General features: G+C 66.1%; 16 protein-coding genes. 7 read left to right on the plus strand and 9 right to left on the minus strand.

What is annotated here, in order from left to right; genetic code table 11:
- Window positions 1–8 precede the first annotated feature (8 nt).
- Genes G9H71_RS02040 through G9H71_RS02050 form a run of 3 tightly spaced genes read left to right on the plus strand, consistent with a single transcriptional unit; the run spans window position 9 to window position 2,601 of the window.
- On the plus strand, window positions 9–773 hold the full coding sequence (locus G9H71_RS02040) for an ABC transporter permease (RefSeq protein WP_231133984.1): 765 nt from the start codon (window positions 9–11) through the stop codon (window positions 771–773).
- A gap of 23 nt (window positions 774–796) precedes the next feature.
- Window positions 797–1,978 carry a sensor histidine kinase gene (locus tag G9H71_RS02045; RefSeq protein WP_331272684.1) on the plus strand — a complete coding sequence of 394 codons (1,182 nt, stop codon included), beginning with the start codon at window positions 797–799 and terminating at the stop codon, window positions 1,976–1,978.
- Window positions 1,975–2,601, plus strand: coding sequence for a response regulator transcription factor (locus G9H71_RS02050; RefSeq protein WP_166277034.1), 627 nt, complete (start codon window positions 1,975–1,977; stop codon window positions 2,599–2,601). Before G9H71_RS02045 ends, G9H71_RS02050 begins: the two co-directional genes overlap by 4 nt.
- Window positions 2,602–2,606: 5 nt before the next feature.
- Here G9H71_RS02050 and G9H71_RS02055 read toward each other — a convergent pair whose 3' ends face one another.
- On the minus strand, window positions 2,607–2,966 hold the full coding sequence (locus G9H71_RS02055) for a hypothetical protein (protein WP_166277037.1): 360 nt from the start codon (window positions 2,964–2,966) through the stop codon (window positions 2,607–2,609).
- A gap of 152 nt (window positions 2,967–3,118) precedes the next feature.
- Between G9H71_RS02055 and G9H71_RS02060 the strand changes: the two genes are divergently transcribed.
- Entirely contained in the window at window positions 3,119–3,898 is a 780-nt protein-coding gene (locus G9H71_RS02060; RefSeq protein WP_166277040.1) for a sporulation protein, read from the plus strand.
- Between the two features lie 65 nt (window positions 3,899–3,963).
- Here the strand turns inward: G9H71_RS02060 and G9H71_RS02065 are convergent, their stop codons facing one another.
- From G9H71_RS02065 to G9H71_RS02095, 7 genes are all read right to left on the minus strand, one after another.
- On the minus strand, window positions 3,964–5,550 hold the full coding sequence (locus tag G9H71_RS02065; RefSeq protein WP_166277043.1) for a methyl-accepting chemotaxis protein: 1,587 nt from the start codon (window positions 5,548–5,550) through the stop codon (window positions 3,964–3,966).
- Window positions 5,551–6,322: 772 nt separating this feature from the next.
- The gene (locus G9H71_RS02070; RefSeq protein ID WP_166277046.1) at window positions 6,323–6,889 is read right to left on the minus strand and encodes a hypothetical protein; all 567 of its coding nucleotides are present in this window, start codon (window positions 6,887–6,889) and stop codon (window positions 6,323–6,325) included.
- A 57-nt stretch (window positions 6,890–6,946) separates the two neighbouring features.
- Window positions 6,947–7,891, minus strand: coding sequence for a hypothetical protein (locus G9H71_RS02075; protein WP_166277049.1), 945 nt, complete (start codon window positions 7,889–7,891; stop codon window positions 6,947–6,949).
- 9 nt (window positions 7,892–7,900) lie between these two features.
- The gene (locus G9H71_RS02080; protein ID WP_166277053.1) at window positions 7,901–8,236 is read right to left on the minus strand and encodes a nucleotide pyrophosphohydrolase; all 336 of its coding nucleotides are present in this window, start codon (window positions 8,234–8,236) and stop codon (window positions 7,901–7,903) included.
- A 576-nt stretch (window positions 8,237–8,812) separates the two neighbouring features.
- A complete protein-coding gene (locus G9H71_RS02085) occupies window positions 8,813–10,711 on the minus strand; it encodes a hypothetical protein (RefSeq protein WP_166277056.1) in 1,899 nt (632 codons plus the stop codon).
- The gene (locus G9H71_RS02090; RefSeq protein WP_166277059.1) at window positions 10,708–11,166 is read right to left on the minus strand and encodes a hypothetical protein; all 459 of its coding nucleotides are present in this window, start codon (window positions 11,164–11,166) and stop codon (window positions 10,708–10,710) included. The genes G9H71_RS02085 and G9H71_RS02090 overlap by 4 nt, the downstream gene beginning before the upstream one ends.
- Before the next feature lie 115 nt (window positions 11,167–11,281).
- Window positions 11,282–12,358 (minus strand): dsDNA nuclease domain-containing protein, encoded by a 1,077-nt coding sequence (locus G9H71_RS02095; protein ID WP_331272685.1) that lies wholly within the window; start codon window positions 12,356–12,358, stop codon window positions 11,282–11,284.
- Window positions 12,359–12,826: 468 nt separating this feature from the next.
- Between G9H71_RS02095 and G9H71_RS02100 the strand changes: the two genes are divergently transcribed.
- Window positions 12,827–15,319 (plus strand): DEAD/DEAH box helicase, encoded by a 2,493-nt coding sequence (locus G9H71_RS02100; protein ID WP_166277065.1) that lies wholly within the window; start codon window positions 12,827–12,829, stop codon window positions 15,317–15,319.
- Window positions 15,320–17,166: 1,847 nt separating this feature from the next.
- On the opposite strand, the gene G9H71_RS02105 is transcribed toward G9H71_RS02100, so the two are convergent.
- On the minus strand, window positions 17,167–17,388 hold the full coding sequence (locus G9H71_RS02105; protein WP_231133986.1) for a helix-turn-helix domain-containing protein: 222 nt from the start codon (window positions 17,386–17,388) through the stop codon (window positions 17,167–17,169).
- A 208-nt stretch (window positions 17,389–17,596) separates the two neighbouring features.
- Between G9H71_RS02105 and G9H71_RS02110 the strand changes: the two genes are divergently transcribed.
- Both G9H71_RS02110 and G9H71_RS02115 read left to right on the plus strand, forming a co-directional pair.
- Window positions 17,597–18,154 carry a hypothetical protein gene (locus tag G9H71_RS02110; RefSeq protein ID WP_166277068.1) on the plus strand — a complete coding sequence of 186 codons (558 nt, stop codon included), beginning with the start codon at window positions 17,597–17,599 and terminating at the stop codon, window positions 18,152–18,154.
- Between the two features lie 133 nt (window positions 18,155–18,287).
- Complete coding sequence (locus G9H71_RS02115; protein ID WP_231133987.1) at window positions 18,288–19,325, plus strand: tyrosine-type recombinase/integrase; 1,038 nt, start codon at window positions 18,288–18,290, stop codon at window positions 19,323–19,325.
- Window positions 19,326–19,329: the final 4 nt, after the last annotated feature.

Genomic DNA, 19,329 nt, shown 5'->3' on the forward strand with positions numbered 1-19,329 from the left:
CTTCGCTGATGCGCACTTCACCCGTCTTGCCTGCGCTCGGCGGGTTCACCCCCACGTTCGTGCTGCTCGAGGCCCGGCGCATCCTGCGCAACCGGCGGACGCTGGTGTTCATCCTCGTGATGCCGGCGGTGTTCTTCCTGATGTTCGGCAAGGGGCAGGACCAGGAGCGGGTCGGCGGTGCGGCCGCCGAGTTGTACGTCCTCGTCAGCCTCGCGGTCTACGCCGCCATGGTGGCGGCGACCAGCGCCGGGGCGTCGGTGTCGGTCGAGCGGGCCCAGGGCTGGAGCCGCCAGCTCCGTCTCACCCCGCTGCGCCCGGCGGCGTACGTCGCGGTCAAGGCCGTCACCGCGCTGCTGCTGGCGCTCCTGTCCGTCGTCGTCGAGCTCACGGTCGGCGCGCTGTCGGGAGTGACCATGCCCGCGCACGTGTGGCTGCTCGCCGGCTTGACGGCCTGGCTCGGCTCGCTCGTCTTCGCCGAGCTGGGGCTGCTCGTCGGCCTGCTCGTGCCGGCGGAGAACGTCATGCAGCTCCTCGGCCCGGCGCTCGCGCTGCTCGCGATGTTCGGCGGGCTCTTCGTGCCCCTGGAGCTGCTCCCGCAGCTCATGCAGGACATCGCGCACGTGACTCCGGTCTACGGGATCAGCCAGATCGCGCGCGCCCCGCTCACGGGCGTGGGCCCGACGGCGGCGGAGGCGGCTAACGTCGCGCTGTGGGTGCTCGTGCTCGCCGCCGGCTCGGCCCGGCTCTTCCGCCGCGACACGGCGCGGGTCTGACCGTGCCTGCGCAGGCGCCGCCCGTGGCGCTGGAGGAGAGCCTCGAGGGCGACATCGAGACGCGCGTCGCGGCCCTGCGTGCCCGCGTCTCGGACCCGTTCGAGCGGCGCCGCCGGCTCGGCTGGGCGGTGGCCGCGGTCTGGCTCTTCTTCCTCGGTGACCCGCTCTCGCAGGCCTGGCACGCCGACAACACGGTCGCCCGCCACCTCGGGATCCTCGCGCTCGTCGCGTTCGCCGTGACGTACGTCCTCTCCTTCCGGCTGATGCGCGCGATCCCGCCCGAGTCCGAGGCGCCCCCGCTGCCGTTGCGGCTCGGCCTGATCGCCGCGATGCTCGGGCTCGGCGCGCTCGCGGTCCCCGGCGCGGGTGAGAGTGCGCTGGCCACGCTGGTCTACGTCGCCGCGGCCGCCGTGATGCTGCTGCCCGGCCGCCAGCGGATCGCCGCCGTGGGCCTGCTGGCCGCGGCGAGCGTCACGCTGCCGGCAGCCGTGCCGGGCTGGAGCGCGGACACGGGGCTCGTCTTCGGCATCGTGGTCGCCTCGACCGCGGTCTTCGGGATGACCAAGGTGGTCGAGCGCAACCGCCAGCTGCTCCGCGCGTACGAGGAGATCGCGCGGCTCGCCGTGAGCGAGGAGCGCTCGCGGATGGCGCGCGACCTGCACGACATCCTCGGCCACTCGCTGACCGTCGTCACGGTGAAGGCCGAGCTGGCCGGAAGGCTGCTGCCCGACCACCCGGGGCGCGCCGCGTCCGAGGTCGCCGACATCGAGCGCCTGTCGCGCGAGGCCCTCGCCGACGTGCGCAGCACGATCCGCGGGGCCCGGGAGGTCACGCTGGCCGGGGAGCTCGCGAGCGCGCGTGCCGCCCTAACCGGCGCCGGCATCGACGCGGACCTGCCCTCCGCGATCGACGAGGTGCCCGGCGACCGGCGCGAGCTCTTCGGCTGGGTCGTCCGCGAAGGCGTGACGAACGTCGTGCGGCACAGCGGAGCGCGGCGCTGCACCGTCCACGTGGGCCGGGACAGCGTCGAGGTGGTCGACGACGGCCGCGGCCCGTCGTCCGCGCTGGACGGCAGCGGGCTCGCGGGGCTGCACGAGCGGGCCCGGGCCGCCGGGGCCCGTCTGACCGTGGCCCGCGCCGGGCCGCACGGCGGGTTCCGGCTGCGCGTCGAGCTTGCACCCCCGGCTGCTTCGATGAGGGCATGAGCGCAGCCGAGCCCATCCGCCTGCTCCTGGCGGACGACCAAGCGCTCGTGCGCGGCGCCCTCGCGGCGCTGCTTGACCTCGAGGCCGACCTGGAGGTCGTCGCCGAGGTCGGGCGCGGGGACGAGGTGGTGGCGGCGGCGCAGCGCACCAGCCCGCACGTCGCTCTGCTCGACGTGGAGATGCCTGGCCTCGACGGGCTCGCCGCGACCGCCGCGCTGCGCCGGGCGGCGCCGGCCTGCCGCGTTCTCATCGTCACGACCTTCGGCCGCCCGGGCTACCTGCGCCGGGCGATGGAGGCGGGCGCGAGCGGCTTCGTCGTCAAGGACACGCCGGCGCGGCAGCTGGCCGACGCCGTCCGGCGGGTACGCGCCGGGCTCCGCGTCGTCGATCCCACCCTCGCCGCCGAGTCGCTGGCCTCCGGCGCGACGCCACTGACCGCGCGTGAGACCGACACCCTGCGCGCCGCGCGCGACGGCGCGACCGTTGCCGACCTCGCGGCGCTGCTGCACCTGTCCGAGGGGACGGTGCGCAACCACCTCTCGTCCGCGATCGGCAAGACCGGCGCACGCACGCGGGCCGAGGCCGTGCGGATCGCGGACGAGAACGGCTGGCTGCTGGGCTGACCGGCTCAGCCGGGCGGGAGGCGGAGCTGCGCGGGTGGCACGTCCACGTCCTCGGCCTGCCCCGCCAGCAGGTACTTCGGCGGCGTCCAGCTCACCCGCACCCGCTCCGGGCGGACCTCCAGCAGCCAGCACTGCTGCCACTCCTCCCCCGGCCGGCGCACCTCCCACGGCTCGCTCAGGGCGGCAAGGCCACGCGACCGGACGACGTCCTCCGCCTCCTCGCGCGAAGCCACGGGCTCGCCGAGGGCTGCCCCGAAGACCGTCTCCGGCCGCCACCCGTCGGGCGCGGCCGTCCGCCGGACGCGGCCGAGGGTCTCGCCGTCCTCGGGCCGGACGACGTCGTGAAGGGCCGTGCTCGTGTGCATGGGCGGGACGGTAGCCAGCTGCCCGCCGCCATCGCCAGCGCAATTCGGCGGACGGCCGCATGCCGAGGATGTATCACCGGCGCCGGCGGCGCCTCCGTAGCCTGGCCGGGCGCGCACGCGCCCGCTTCTCGCCGCCCCGCACAGGAGACGACATGGCCTTCCGCAAGTTCCTCGCCCGGCTCGGCGCCGGGTCCGCGTCCGTGGAGACCACGCTGGACTTCGCCACCGGCACCCCCGGTGGCGCGCTGCCCGGACGGGTCGAGGTCGTCGGCGGCGAGGTCGAGCAGCAGGTGGAGCGCGTCGTCGTCGCGCTCGAGGCGCTCGTCGAGGTCGAGTCCGGCGACTCCGAGTGGAAGGAGACCGTCGTCTTCGGCGAGGCCCAGGTCTCGGGCGGCTTCACGGTCTCGCCCGGGCAGCGGCTGGCGCTCCCGTTCTCGCTGCCCGTCCCGTGGGAGGCGCCACTCACGTCCATCGGAGGCTGGCGGCTGCACGGGATGAAGGTCGGGGTGCGTACGCGGCTGTCGGTCGCCGGCTCGGTGGACCCGGGCGACACCGACCCCGTCGACCTGGTCCCGACCCCGGCCCAGGCCACCGTCCTCGAGGCGCTGGCGGGCCTCGGCTTCCGCTTCAAGAGCGCGGACCTGGAGAAGGGGCGGATCGCCGGCTCGACGCTGCCGTTCTACCAGGAGCTCGAGTTCGCCCCCGCCCCGCAGTACGCAGGCCGCATCAACGAGCTCGAGGTCACCTTCCTGACCAGCTCGACCGGCCTCGACGTGGTGCTCGAGGCCGACCGGCGCGGCGGGCTGCTCAGCGAGGGCTCGGACTCGGTCTCGCGGGTCCGTTTCGGCCACGGCGACCTCGACACCAGGGCGGTCGCCGAGGTGCTGGACGGCGCCGTCCACCAGCTGGGCGCCCGGCGCGGCTGGTTCTGACGCTTCCCGAGAGGGGCGCTTCGGCGAACCAAGGTTCGCCGAAGCGCTTTTCTCGGAAGTGGTTCTTAGAGGTGGAACCGGCCCACGACCTGGTCGAGCTCGGCGGCGGCGCGGGAGACCTCTTCGGCCGTCCCCGCGGTGTGCGCCGCGCCCGTCGTCGTCTGGGCTGCTGCGGCGGCGATGCCGGCGATGTTGGACGAGATGTCCTGCGAGCTCGTCGACACCTCGGTGACGTTGCGGACCATCTCCGCCGTGGTCGCCGACTGCTCCTCGACCGCAGCGGCGATCGTCGACTGCAGCTCGTCGATCCGACCGATGACGTCGGTGATCTGCGCGATCGCCAACGAGGCCGCCTCGGCGTCGGCCTGGGTGGCGCCGACGCGCGCCGTGATGTCACCGGTGGCGCGGGCGGTCTCCTGCGCCAGGTCCTTCACCTCGCCCGCGACCACGGCGAAGCCCTTGCCGGCCTCGCCCGCGCGGGCGGCCTCGATGGTCGCGTTGAGGGCCAGCAGGTTCGTCTGCTCGGCGATCGAGGTGATGAGCTTGACCACGTCGCCGATCTCGCGGGACGACGCGCTCAGCCTGTCCAGCGTCTCCTGAGCGGCGCGGGCGGCAGCGACCGCGCTCGCCGCGGTGGCGGTGGCCTCGGAGGTCGACGTCGCGATCTCGCGGATCGCGGCGGTCATCTGCTCGCCGGCGGCGGCAACCGTGCCGATGTTGCCGGAGATCTGCTGGCTCGTGGCCGACACCGACTGCGCCTGGGCCGAGGACTCCTCCGCCCCCGAGGACAGCTGCGTGGCGACCCCGGTCAGCTCCTCAGACGAGGACGCGAGCGTGGTGGCATTGGCGGCGATGTCGCGGATGGTCTCGCTGAGCCGGTCCATCGTCGCGTCCACCGCACCGGCCAGCTTGCCGACCTCGTCCCGGCTGTCGTAGGCGACGCGCTGGTCGAGGCGGCCCTCGGCGAGGCCCTCCACGACGACCAGCGTCCGGCCAAGGGGGCGGGCGACGCCGCGGGCGATGGCGTACGCGATGCCGACGCCGAGCACGACCGCGACCGCTCCGACGACGAGCAGCAGCACGACGGACCCGTGGTAGGTGTCGTTCCCCTGGTCGGCCAGGTCGACCGCGGCCTGAGCCTCGGCCGTACGGAACTCCGTCAGCATCCCGAAAAGCTCGTTCGCCGGCGGAGTCACCTCGGCCTTGCGCAGGTCGATGAAGCCCTGGATGTCACCGGAGTCGGCGAGCGGGATGAGCTTGTCGGCGGCGGCCTCGTACTCGGCCAGCTTGGCCTCGAAGGCATCCCGGGCCTGGGCCGTCGCAGCGGGCGCGCTGGCGAGGTACGCGTCCCAGGCCTGGGTCAGCGCCTGCTGGTCCTCCTCGAGCGCGCTCTTCACCTCGGCCCGCCCGGCCGCGTCCGGGCTGAGGCCCAGGTTGGCGTAGTCCATCCGGACCTTAAGGAGAGCCGAGCGGGTGTCCCCCACCGTCTGGACGGACGCCACGCCGGAGGTGGACATCGTCCGCAGGCTGTCCTGCAGCCCGCCCAGGCGGTTGATGCCCACAGCGACGGCAACGATCAACAGCAGACAGACGACCCCGAAGCCGGCAGCGAGCTTCGCGGCGACACGGAGGTTGCGCACACGGTTCAGCATGTCCAGACCATCGGACGAGTGCGCCGGTCTCTTGAGGTTATCCCCCATGCATCATCTAGATCGGTCGAGCGGCGCGAGCGCAGCCAGGCTCCTGCCGCACGGGCTGCTGTCCGTCGTGGACGGCCCTTGGGGGGCCCGGCGAAGGTGTCGGGGCTCGCGTACCTCGTCGGGGCTTCGCGGGCGAGGCATGGTGGGGCGGGTGGGGCTCGAACCCACGACCCAGGGATTATGAGTCTGTTCGCGGTAGGTCGTTGGCCTGGTGCATACAGCGCATCGCCGCAGGTCAGGCTCTCGCGAAGCCCTGCCCAGCCCCGCCCGCTTCTGCCTGGTCCTGTGTGTCCTGCGGACTGTGTGCGGACCGCGAGAGCCGGTCTGCGACGCCGTACAGCAAGACGCTTGAGCGTGTGCCGTCGCTCTTGACCCCGGTCATGCTTACTGGCGTTCGCGTATATGTGTGACTAGTGCCCGAGGAGTCTGACTGACATGCCGTAGCTGCGGAGCTACGCAAGGTCAGCATCATCAGCGATGTCCCAGTGCATGGGTTGGTCACGCGTCGCAACCGTCCCGCGGGGCGGCTAGGGAACAGCTCGAAGTGCGTTTCCTGTTAGCATCTCGGTCTGTGCACGAAGGCACTACATGGCCTTCGCTTGAGTGAAGGACGTGCAGGGTGATCATCCTTCACGGAAGGTCAGCGTGGGAGTTCCTCCGCCGCACGGTTCACCAGCCTCCAGATGCTCAAGCAGCAGAGCTGCCTCTACCGCGAGGAACAGCTTCATAGCCGCCCCTCGCTCTTAAGACGCTTTATCACCCGACGATTGCGGGCCTTGGTGACCAGTCGGGTGCCTTGCCACCAGCGGGACAGCTTGCCGAGCTCTCGGAGCTCACCAGTGATGGTTCGTACCCAAGTCTTCCCTGAGTTGTCTCGGAACAGTAGAACCTTGTCAAAGGCGTAGTGGTGGTCTCCGATGGCCTCCTCCTTTCCGCCGGGTAGGAGAACATCCGCTCGCACCCCCCAGCTGTCCAACACGGACCTCCCCTTAGCCAACCAGAAGACCACGTCGTAGATTGGCTCGTCACTAAGGTTGGCAACGACATAGTAAGTCCAGGTACGGTGCTTACCCTCAACCTGCTCCGGGAGCCGGGCACGCCGCTCGGTATAAAACGCCACCTTTCTCGCCTGTTCACGGCGCCGAACCTTGGCGTCGCGCCTGATTACGTAGAAGGTGGCGAAAAAGGCAAGCGATGTGCCCGTGGCGGACACCCACTGCCCGAGGGTGCCCCAGTTCTGCGCGTCGAAGTGCGGCGTCTGAAGTGCGGCGACCAACGCATCGCTAGACATCGCTTGTCCTACGAGTGAAACCCACTCCGGGTGTGCGTCGCCTGCTTGCCTGCCTTATCATCGGCGCTCCCGGGAGTGCCGGCTGGCGTGAGCGGCGAAGTACTCGCCCATCCGCGCGGTATGGCCGAGCACGGCTTTGCCTGCGAGACGCGCAATTGCGTTGTTCAAGTCTTCTGTTGCAACAGTCAACTTCTGATTCCGAACCACCCTGCCCGTCTCGTCGACCATCACAAAGCCTCGCTCAAACAGTTCGTCGCAGCCGAGAGTGCATGCCGGCATCATATTGGCGGAATCCAAACGTTCCGCGGTCGTAGAATCAGCTCGCCGCTTGATGTGCGCCAATCTCAGAAGCGATATGGGCAACTCCCGATGACATAGGCTGCACGCTAGTGACGCGTGCCGCCCGAGGATTGCGCGCCGGAACTGCTTCTGCTCCTTCCGCACTAGGGCAAGTGCCAGGCCGTCTAGCCCCTCAAGCCCGGATAGTAGTCGGTCGGGAACTAGCGGCTCGTCGTCGTCTGGCACTGGATCGTCGTCCTCGTCCAAAGGTGGCGGGCCGACAACGGGCATACCCCTGTGATGCACCGCCCCATGCACGGCTTCGATTCGCGCCTCTCCCCGTACTGCCAGCGGCGCGCCTGGCAGCTCAATCGGGGAATCCAGTGCCACTCGGTAGGGGTAGACGTCGTTCTTCCATAACGGCGTCGTGTCCTCGCGTAGAGGTCGAACGACCCGCGCAACTGTGACCGAGTTCAGTGACGCATGGCGCCAAGCCGGATGATGCAGAGGAGTGCGTGGCCATCCCGAAGGCGGATCAGTGGTCTTGACCCCTTGAGCGAAGACAAGGTAGGTCGGCCTGGACAACGCGCGCAACTGATCCATTGCTGCGTCGACCTCCGCACCCAGAGAGTCCTGCTTCCAGCCCCATGTGAGGTTGTTCAACCCGGTGTTGAAGTTTTTCTTGGCAGCCTTACCCGCGTAGACGTACAAGTACCGCGACATCTCTTCCCCCTAGCGATCCCGACTCCACTTGCCGCGCCACTCCGCCGCGGGGAACCGGGCCTCGTTCCGTTCGATCTTGTCTGTCACAGCAGTCTGCAGGTCTACACCGACCACGTCCGCGAAACGCAGAAGATAGATGAAGACGTCAGCTAGCTCATCCTGAAGCCTGCTACTCGAGACGGAGGCGTCGTCAACGACCCACTGATACAGCTCTGCTAGCTCGCCAACCTCGCCTATCAGCGCAAGCAGCAGGTTCTTCGGGGTGTGGACCCGGGTCCACTCACGCGCCTCCGCGAAGTCCCTCAGCCGAGCCTGCGTTGCAGCGGTCCAGTCCTGCTCCGACATGGAAGACATCCTGCACGAGGCGGTTGCCGCGACACAGGCCAACCGTAGATGCGGTGGTGCCGCGTGACCCCGGATCGTTGAGTGTGTTCCCAACAGGGGGATGACCAGGCCTGAGGACGTGTTGACGCAGGTGAACGGCTCTTCCGTTCCGCCGGAGACCGATTACACCTCCCCACGCACCCCTAGTTTGCGGACTGCCTGCGACTGCTCGAGCCTTAGCGCACCGTGCCTACGGCGCTACCCGCGCTGATGTCTGTCGGTGTCCCCGAGGCCGCCTACGGCTGCTCGTGGAGGGCAACTTCACGCTCGGACCCGGTTCGACCATCAGTCCCTGCAAGGGCCAGTTCTGTGACGAGAACTGGCTCCTCCGGAGAGTGGACGAAGCGACGGCCTCCGAGGAGTCTCCCTGGTCACGACGGCAGCCGGCCGCATCTTGACCCGGGGATGCTGGCACACGACAGCTTCATTTGGGCACGTCTCGCGTGTAGGTCTAGCTGACGAACTGCTACCGCCGAAGTAGGTCCGGAGAAACTCCGCACGTTCGCGCGGCTGGACGAACAAGCAAGCCATCGACGGCTACTTCAGGTACTCACGTGGCATACGGATGACATGAGCTGCCTTCATAGCTCCGCGCACTGGTTTAGCCTGAGTGCTCACTACCTGCGTACGGGTCTCCAGCGCAGCGTCAAATAGGAGGCGCAGCGCCACCTCAACTCGGGCGTCAGGTAGGCCATGCTGGTAGGGGTTGTCCAGAAGCAGAAGACCCGGGGGGCAAGCACGGTCACCCAAGTCAAGCTGAAGGTAGAGGATGGCGTAGCTGTACGCAAAGAAGAAGAGGACGCGCGCCTCGGCTCCCAACTGCTGATCCCAAGGGCGCGACCCGACGAAGAAGGTCATGTCGTCGCCGTTCAGCACCACATAGTCATGACCCCACCCATTCCCGGAGAAGTTGCGTAGGAACTCATTCATCCTCCCGGCGAACACGGTACATCGATCCGCGATCTCCCGGCGGGGATCGGGCAGGTCTCTGGCCTGTTGCAATAGGTCATCGAGTACGGCCTCGGCATCCTCGACGGCGGCAACTGCTACCTCAACTTCCTTGTAGATCGCGCGCACGGCGGGAAGTGAAGCCAACTGGACTTCTACCCGGGCCTGCCGCGCAGCGAGTTCCTCTAGAGCAGCCACGAAAGGAGCGAGCACTGAGGCTCTCTCATTGTTTAGCCGACCCGCTAGTTCCGCCCGTTTCTGCCCCAGGTGCGACAAGCGGCTGCTTTCATTCTCAAGGTCGACTAGCGCATCCGAGATGGCGTCATTCAAGTCAAGGATTTCGGAGGCCAGGGCACGCTTCTCGATCTGAGCCCGTCTCTTGCGTTGGTCAGGAGATACAGGCTGACTACAGACGTAGCATTCGCCAGACTCTTGACGAGCCCTGCGACTGACCGTCTGGGCACAGGCGGGGCAGACGCGGACAGGTGTTTCGTCGAAGACGTCGACGGCGGAGATCAACCGATCAAGTCGGTCTTGATCCAAGACAGCCTCAGCTAGGGAGTGCCTATGTTCTTCCAATACAGATTCCAAGCCGGCCACGGCCTGTGCTGCCCGCGTCTCAGCCTCGGCTACAGCCTTGTACTGCTCTCCGAGATTACTGTCGTGCCCGGCGGCAGTGGCCGCCCCAGCTTCGGCCCCGCGCTCAGTTATGTCTCGACGTGCTCCCTCGATCTCCGCCAGAGCTGCTAGCAAGTGTTGTCGCGCCTGGTCCAAGTCCTCCGCTCCTTCTGCTGGCGGAAGACCAAGTTGGCGCAGAACGGCGCCCGCCGCCGCGTCAGCAGTTTCACGAGCCTGGGCCGCCACGATTCGTCGGGCGATCAACTGTCGGTCGGCCTCGACGATGGCATACTCAACGTTGTTGTACCTTTCTGGCGCAAGCCCTAAGAAGTAAGTTGTTACAGCCCGACGCAGGTACTCCTCCTCCTTGTTGGCGAACGACGTCCAAGACTCCTCATTCCGATGGACGTGTCTTAATAGAGCTCTGAAAGTCAGCGGAATCAGCTTGGATGCCATCTGAACGTTCTGCGCCATCGGTATGGTCAGAACCGGCCAGTCGAGTCTACTGAGCGCCCAAGTGGAGAACTCTTCGGGCGAGAGCAGGCTGCCGTCTACCTCAACTCTCCCGATAGACCCATGTTCGAGACGTCGGACGATCTCATGAATGTTTCCACGGATTCGGACCGTCAGCCTAAACTCGGCGTACTTTTCGGCGATCGACGAGCCGACCCGGTGCTGCGGCCCTTTAGTTGAACCAAGCACGTAATGGATGATCTTGAGCGTCGTAGTCTTCGACGAGTTTGGTGGGCCGTACAGGATGGTGTGCGAGCTCGTGAAAGAGAACTCTTCGATTTCGCCGTTATTAGTGACAAGCACGAGCCGCAGCACGCGCAGTCCCTCCGGAACATCGATCGATGCGCGTGCGCTCACAGCGCGATCCTCGACCTCATAGCAGCGTCGCCTACTTCTCTCGGAAACAGCTCGTAGATGAGCTCCTTGAGTTCCGTCCCAGACATCTTGGCTAGGGTTCCTGACATCACCGCACACCTCGATACGATGGGGCCGAACTCAGGACGGGACACGAGCCGGTCCGCAACGTCAACTCCTGCTCGCGTCAGCACGTACCTCTCAACCTTGCGGCCCTTGCGCACAGACAGCAGCTTTCGGGTCTCCAGGAACGACACGAAGTTCCGATACCTCGGGTCCCAGGGGCCGTACCGATAGCGAATCATGGGAGCCTCGATCTCCCCGTCGCTCACAGCGGAATGTGATCCCGCCTCACCTTCGAGCCCTTGCAACTGAGCTAGTGCCCGCTGCAAGAACTCGGGGTAGCGGACGAAGAAGTCGAGCTTGGCGAGCTTGGTCCTACCCGTCAGGGTCGGCACGTCGGGTTCCTCACTACACAAGCGGAACAGGATCAATAGCCTCGCCGCGTGGAACTCAGGGCTCTCGTCAGGGTCCAAAGGGCGGTGCAGGGGTGGAACAAGCGCCGCCCCAACCTCAAGAATCGGCATATCGGTTCACACACCGAGCGGTCACGTCGTGCAAGGCACCCTGCAGCAGCCGATTGCCAGCGGCGGGGAACTGCGCCGATCCGGCCGCTGTCACGGCCTTCAGTGTCTCGAGATAGGCGGTCTGCGGGTCTTGGATTCTGCCCGCCCGTCTAGCTGCCATCACTAAAGCACAAGCCGCGTACACCTCGTCCGCGATTTCGTCGAACTCGCGGCGCCGCTCGCCAACAGCATCTCGACGCGCGCTCCTGAAGCTGCGCAACTGTGCTTGTGCTGCTCGAATCTCCGCGTCAGGCAGTTTGACCGGCCGCAACTTCTCCTCGAGAGTTGGTTGTGGCACCGCGGCGATAGCGCGACCATCACCGCACACGCGATTGGCTACTTTGACGAGCAGAGCGAGGAAGCTTTCCCGGTTGTGATGCTCCACCTTGCTGGCCCTGGCGCTGCGGGCAACGGCTTCAAGTAGTTGCGCTATGACCTCTTCAACCTCAGCCAGCAAGACGCCCGTGCTTGTAACTTGCTCGACTTGAGGCGCAATCCTCTGAGCAGCTTGGCGCTCAAGGTCCTCAATACTGCGGCTTGAGACAATGACTCGAAAGCCACGGAGGCAGCCGGCAACGCTGAAGCCATCAGGAAGCCGAAGACCTTGTAGCCGCTCACAGACGTCTTTGATCGCGCGTTGAGGTACAGGCGCTTCGGCGAGCTTCTCGGGGGAGAAGGCGTACAAGTCTCGCAGCGGAGTCTCGTTCAGTACTAGGTCAAACCTGTCCCCGATAGTGAGACGCTTGCCCGAGAATAAACGCCCCAAAATGCTCGTTGCCGGGTTGCCGCCCACTTCTGGACGGCACACGCTCGCAATGCTGTGTCGCGAGCCAGGGCCTTCAAGTGTCTTGACCTGCCTATAGATTGAGCCGCGCTCGTCCGAGCAGTGGATGTCCTCGTCAGATTCCCAGCCAACTGAATGATAGGTACCGGCACAGAGCTCCAGACAATCCATGAGCGTTACCACGTCTTGGTACGCGAACCCGCGCCGACTGCGACGACCTCCCCCGCCCGGTCCGTGCACCCCTATGCCCTCGCTCCCCGTCAGCGAATTGTCCAGACGCGGGATGCTACTTGCTTAGACGCGTGATCCGCGGCAAGTTGACAGGTTGCGTCACGGGCGCAGCGGTCCACGCGCCCCCCTGACGCGCCGCTACGCCTACGCCAAGTGGGCGGTCTGCCACCAGAGCGCCAACCAGAGGCGTCGAGTCGACTGGCCGTCTGGTGGGCTTCCCGACGCGAGGGGAGAGCGCCTGGGCACCACAGGATGACCAGCAGAAGCCACACAAGGGCGAGCTGACGGTCGCTCGCCCGCTGCTCTGCCTGCGTCGCGGAGGCAGCTGCGGTGGGCGCCGTCAACCGGGGCGTGCACCGAGCGGGGCGACGTTTCCGAGCATGTCCCCTTCTCGGCAGGCGACGACAGGGCTAGTCTCCCGGTTCGAAGGCGAACTACGTCTCTCGCTTCAGCCGACTCACATAACCGGGGGAACCAGTGGCAGGTCTTGACTTCGGCCGACTAGGCGGGCTTTCCGCCTCCGACACGGAAGTGCACCCCCGGGAAATCTTCGCTGCGCTGCCGGAGAAGATTTCGAAGTTTGAGTACCTGCGCGACGTGCAGCGTGAAGTCTTCAACGCCTGGTACGAGCGGCGCAAGCAACGCGACGTCGTAATCAAGATGAACACGGGGAACGGCAAGACAGTGGTGGGGCTGCTGCTACTGAAGAGCGCCCTAAACGAAGGTGCCGGGCCCGCTGCGTACTTCACCCCGGACAACTACTTGGCGGATCAGGTCGAACAGACCGCGCGTGAGCTTGGTCTTAGGACCTCGCGCGACCCTAGAGACCCGATGGTAGCCGCCGGCACCGCGATTCTTGTGACGAATCTGAAGACCTTGTTCAATGGCAGGAGCAAGTTCGGCGTCGCCTCTGAGGGGCGCAAGATCAAGCTCGGTACCGCTTTGATCGACGATGCGCACGCATGCTTGTCCGTCACCGAAGAACAGTTCCAGTTGCGCATCCCTTCGAACCACGACGCGTACAAGGCACTGCTATCGCTCTTCGAGGCCCCGCTACAAGACCAGTCCCCGGCCCAGTTCCTTAGTCTGAAGGACGGGGACCGTACGGCTGCGATGCTCGTACCAGCATGGAGTTGGTTCGACGAGCAGAAGCGCGTGATAGCTACCTTGCATCCTCACCGGCAAGATGCCGAGTTCGAGTGGACGTGGCCCCTGCTGCTCAATGCGCTCCCCTTCTCTCGGTGCGTATTCACGCCTGAGGCAGTCGAGATCAAGCCCTACTTCCCGCCGGTGCAGGAGGTGCCGAGCTTCGATCAAGCAGCGAGACGCATTTACCTGACCGCGACACTGGCCGATGACAGCGTGCTTGTCACCCACTTCGCCGCCTCGGCGACCTCTGTACGTGAGCCAATCACGCCGAGCGCGGCAGACGATATCGGTGACCGAATGATCATCGTTCCACAGAGCGTTCAGCCGAGCTGGACCGACGACCAGATCAAGGGCTACCTCGCCGAGCTCGCGCAGCGCCGCAACGTCATCGTCATCGTCCCTTCTAATTCGCGAGCCAAGTACTGGGGTGACGTGGCGGCTGCGACACTCACCGCCAGCAATCTGCAGGCTGGGGTGACACGACTGAAGGCTGGGCACGTTGGACTCGTCGTGCTCGTCGGCAAGTACGACGGCGTGGACCTGCCGGACGACGCCTGTCGAGTCCTGGTGATCGATGGGCTGCCGGAGTACTACAGCGGGGTGGAGCGCGTCGAGGCATCCGCGTTGAGCGACACTATGGCGATGACTGGGAGGCACCTCCAGCGGATTGAACAGGGCATGGGCCGAGGTGTCCGCTCACGAGACGACTACTGCGTAGTTCTGCTACTAGGGGCCAAACTGGTGTGGCGTCTACACGACGCCCCTGCGGCAGAGTTATTTGGACCCGCTACGAGGGCGCAGATGGCGCTGTCAAAGGAGGTTGCAAGTCAGCTCTCCTCGGGAGACTTGGACGACCTCAAGGCTGCGGTCGAGCAGTGCCTCCAGAGGGTTCGAGGCTGGACCACTGCTAGCCGCAACGCCTTGGTGGGCGTCAAGTATGGACCCGGAGCGGTACAGCCGGCCGCTGAACATTCCCGTCGAGCCTTCGAGCTTGCTCTGCAGTCACGGTACGGCGAGGCGCAGGGGGCTCAGCAGATGGCCGTGAACGCCCTCGCTGAACCGAGAGAACGCGGATGGCTTAAGCAGATGCTCTCCGCCTATCTACATCCGGAAGATGCTGTGCGCGCCCAAAAGAACCAGATGAGTGCACTGGACGACAACAGGGCGCTGCTTAAGCCTGAGCAAGGTATTGCCTACGTTAAGCTGAAGGGAGCCGCGGGACAGCAGGCTGTGGCTGCGAGTGAATTCCTGTCCGCCACCTACGAAAGCGGCCAGGAGTTGCTGATCGGCGTCAACGCGATGTTGGCCGATCTCGACTTCGATGACGACCCGCTACGAGTAGACAGCTTCGAAGAGGCCGTCGCGAATCTGGGTCGGCACCTCGGCTTCGTGACCCAACGGCCCGAGAAAGACTTCAAGCGCGGACCGGACGGACTGTGGGCACTCGGTGGCCTCAACTATCTCGTCATTGAGTGCAAGAGCGGTGCGGTCACAGACTTCATCCGGAAGAAGGACCTTGACCAACTCTCCGGCGCGGTGAGTTGGTTCCATACCGAGTACGAGGACCCCGCGGCCTGCACACCTGTGATGTTTCACCGGGTGAGCAAGCTTCACCAAGAAGCTTCAGCTGCACCCGGCACCCGCGTGGTCACCGAGGCGCAGCTGACGAAGTTGCGAACCGCGGTGCTCCAGGTGGCCACCGCCCTTGCGGTCGACGACGCTTTCCGGAACCCTGACTTGGTCGGTGAACAACTCCGCTTGCGAAAGCTGCAGGGTCGAGGAGTTGTCGAGGCGTACGCGTCGAGCACACTCATGCCCTAGTGCAGTGTCGGAGCGGCCACCGAGCGCTGCCGGTGGCCCTCCGGCCTGCCTTCCCTGCCACAACAACAGAAATCCGTAATGAGTCGCTTATGCTGTCGCGGCTCGGCTAAGGCATGTCTCTGATGTTGAGCGCGTTCGGCTTGATGATCCTGGGATGAAGCGCGGATCGCTGCTGATGACATTCGGGCTCGGGGCGAGCCGGTGCTCCCGCAGGTCGAAGGGAGGATGGGTCCGGCGACACCTTGGCCCTGCCCGAGCTGCTGACCGAGCAGCGGGTCCCGCGGAGGGGGCGGGGCGGTCCCCGCACCACGCCGCAAGCGCGGCGCAGGGACAAGGCGTACTCCTCGCGCAGGACCCGCGCGCCTGCGCTCGCAAAGCCAGGGCGTGACGCCCGAGCCCGCCGACCAGAAGCAGCACCGCAAAAACCGCATCTCGGCCGGCGGGCGGCCATTGAGGCTTCGACGCCGTGAATCACAAACGCCGTAACGTCTTAGGGCGCTCGCTCAACACCGAACAGTGGCGAGGCCTCACCAGCCGCCACGACAAGCTCGCCCTCGTTCAGCTTGGCGGAATGTCCTCCGCGCGACCACCCCTTCTGGGGGTCATGACCTTCCAGACACGCCCTAGTCCCGTCGCCGTGTCTTCACCCTGTACTCGCTTGGTGCTTGACTACGGAAAGTTTCTCCTGCCTCGATCCTTCGCTTGTTGCGCCAGGCGGCTGCGCAGTGACTACACGCCCACCCGGCCTGCAACATCGTGATCTCGTCGCCCGCTCCGAAGGTCTCTCCCCCCAGGGCGCAGGTGCCACTGTATCTCGCTTGCATGTGTATTGCCCTTCTGTTGGTGCCAACATCGACAGGTGATGCTGAGTGCAGTGCTCGAGGCCCTTGGCGCCTCGACCCCTTACATTTCGCCTTACATGCCCCCCCACATGAGTGGCACTACTCGTTCGTAAGGCAGGTGGCTGGCGCACGCATATGCGCAGGTCAGCGGTGGGAAGGACTCGGTAGCCGCTCGCGGCCATGTACCACAGCTTCGTTCTTTGAGCCGATGCGGAGAACTTCTGCAAGAAGCACGAGTTACACCGGATGCGGCGCAACTCCCAGCAGGACCACGACACTGGCAGGCGCACCCTGTCGTCCTACTGCCGACCGGGCGCACCCTCGCGGCCTGGTGGCTCCACCAAACGTGTACCGCACAGACGGCTTGACGTTAAGCAGCAGGGCGCTCACGCCTTAGAGGAGAATCACTCAGCCCCACGCTTGTTCTCTCTCTATAGAGCTGTCCGGCGTCACCGCAGGTCAGGGCCGCTGTCCGGGGACCAGGACTACCGCTTGAGCGTCACGCTCGGAATCCGCGCTTCCTGGCCTTGAGCCCTTCGGCGAGCTGTAGAGGATCGATCCAGCCGCCGCTCAAGCCGCCAGTCCAGGAGAGTTGGTGACCGTGGGTCGAGCACGGTGCCGGTCGGTACTTCACGTCCGCATCCCAAACCTCCATGGGCAGGACAACGCAGCGATCCGTCGATGCCGGTGAGATCAAGCCCTGTTCCATCAGCCGCCTCAGTGTGTTCCTTACATGGCGGTCGCCGTACGGCCGGACCTCTCCGGTGTTCTTCTGCAGATGCAGAAGGTCTGCTTGCAACTGTCCCTCCTCAAAACGAGCGTGTCCCCCTGGACCTGCGATCGCCGTCGCCAACAGGAAGAGCCTGAGGTCAAGGCTCAGTTCCGTACCCTGCCGTGCGATGCGCCCGCACGCGGGACCGTGCAACTTGCCCCAAAGGAGGGTCCATCCTCCAGGGAAACGGGGGCGGGCAGCAGGAGCGTTCGGCACGTTAGCTCGTGGAGTGTTCACGTCGTGGCCTGCCGGTTCAGCCACTCTTCCACATCCTGATGCCGAAACCGAAGCTGCTTGCCGAGACGCAGTGCGGGCAAGTCGCCCACATTGTTGTAGACCCAAGACTTGGGCTTGGCGATGTAGCTCGCCAAGTCCTCCACGGTGAGCAATCGTTCGCTCATTGTTAGACCTTTCGTGACGGTGACAGGACTCGCGTTGCGATCCGAGAGCTTCATCGGCCCCAGGTTCAGACACCTGTGGCGCCAACCTGGGGATGATTCGCTGCTAGACTAAGAGCCCCTAGGTTCCACCGAGCTACCCTTGAACCTGGGTAGGAGAAGCACGAGTGCGAGGTAGGCGGGGTTGGAAGAGCGAGTGATCTTGTCTCGTGCCGATGTCAAGCGCGGGCTCTATGAGCACGTCGTTGCAGTCGGAGGGTGGTGTGTGGTGATCACTCTCGGCATGCAGGCGTCTCGTCTCGTAGTCGCCGAGTTGCGCGTAATCCCGTGGTTGGAGGGCCTGCCGGAGGACACGGAGCCGGCTTGGCCAGGGACCGCTGACGCCGTCGAGCAACACGTGCCCGAAGGAGGCCTCACGACCTCCGCGCTCGGCGCGCTTCACCTGGGTCGCCTCGTCGAGCAGGCGAGAAGGGAGGCGCGCGTCGCGATCCCTGTCTTGGAAGCCGAAGGCGAACAAGCGGCAGGCATATGGGCAGGCAAGCTCCGTGAGGAGCGGCGCGCGGTCGGACGGCGTGGCTACGACGACGGGTACTACGCGGAGGTCGCACGCGACTTCGCTCGCGAGCGTCTCCGAGGCGGTCGGGGACCGATCAAGCGCCTGGCGGCTCAGTGGTTCGTCTCCGAGGAGACAGCACGCAACCGCGTCCAAGAAGCGCGACGGCGTGGCCTTCTGACTTCCGCACGCCCGGGACGAACCGAGGGCGAGCTGACCGACCGAGCACAAGAGCTGCTGATTCAGCGAGAGGAGCAACACGGTGGCTAGCGCGACAAAGCGCGGACAGGGCAGATGGCTCGGGCGGTACCGCGGCCCGGATGGCAGAGAACGCACGAAGACGTTCGCTACGAAGCGCGACGCTGAGCGATGGGCGCAGGAGCAGGAGCGGAAGGTCCGGACGATGGACTGGACCGATCCGGTGCTCGCGAAGACGACGATCGCAGAGTGGGCCGATCACTGGGTCACGACGCTGCACGTCGCGCCAAGCACGCTGGACTCCTACCGCTCGATTCTTAGGGGGTTGGTGATTCCCCGGTGGGGAGCCCTACGGCTGGATCAGGTGACGTTCACGGCGGTGCAGTCATGGGTGGCGGGCATGACCGGTGCGAAGGGGCAGCTCCTCAGCGCCTCACGCCGACGACATGCGGCGCACCTTCTGACCGCGATGCTGGACGCTGCGGTCGCTGACGGGCGTCTTCCGAAGAACCCGGCACGCCCTCAGGGAGGCGCCGGGAGGAAGGGCATGCTGCCCAAGCTGCCTGCAACGGGCGGGCATCGCTACCTGCGGCACGAGGAGCTGCAGAAGCTCGCGGCTCACGCGGCGTCGTACGAGACGCTGGTCCTCGTTCTCGGCTACTGCGGGGTGCGCTGGGGAGAAGCTGCCGCACTCAGGGTCCGGTCCGTTGACCTGCTGCGCGGGCGGCTTCTGGTCACGGAGTCTGTGTCGGAGGTGGAGGGCGGGCTCTCCTACGGGCCGACGAAGACGCACCAGGCCCGAACCGTCCCGGTGCCCTCGTTCCTGCGCAAGCAGCTCGACGCCCTGATGGAGGGCAAGTCGCCGGACGACCTCCTGTTCACGTCGCCTGAGGGCGCGTCGCTGCGCAACGGCAACTTCCGCAAGCGTGTGTTCCTCCCCGCGATTAAGGCTTCAGGCCTGCCCGCTCTCCGTATCCACGACCTGCGGCACACCGCCGCGTCGCTTGCGGTCGCCTCCGGGGCGAACGTCAAGGCCGTGCAGAAGATGCTGGGGCACGCCAGCGCCACGATGACGCTGGACACGTACGCGGACCTGTTTGATGACGAGCTGGACGCCATCGCCGAGCGGATGGACGAACGCGCTGCGCAGGCGCGTGCGGACTCCCTGCGGACTGCGGACGGCTCAACCTTGGTTTCGCTGCCCGCGTCAGAGGTGCAGCAGGTCGCTGACTTGCGCAGATGATCGG

This window comes from Motilibacter deserti, assembly GCF_011250635.1.
In the GTDB taxonomy this organism is placed as follows: Bacteria; Actinomycetota; Actinomycetes; order Motilibacterales; family Motilibacteraceae; genus Motilibacter_A; species Motilibacter_A deserti.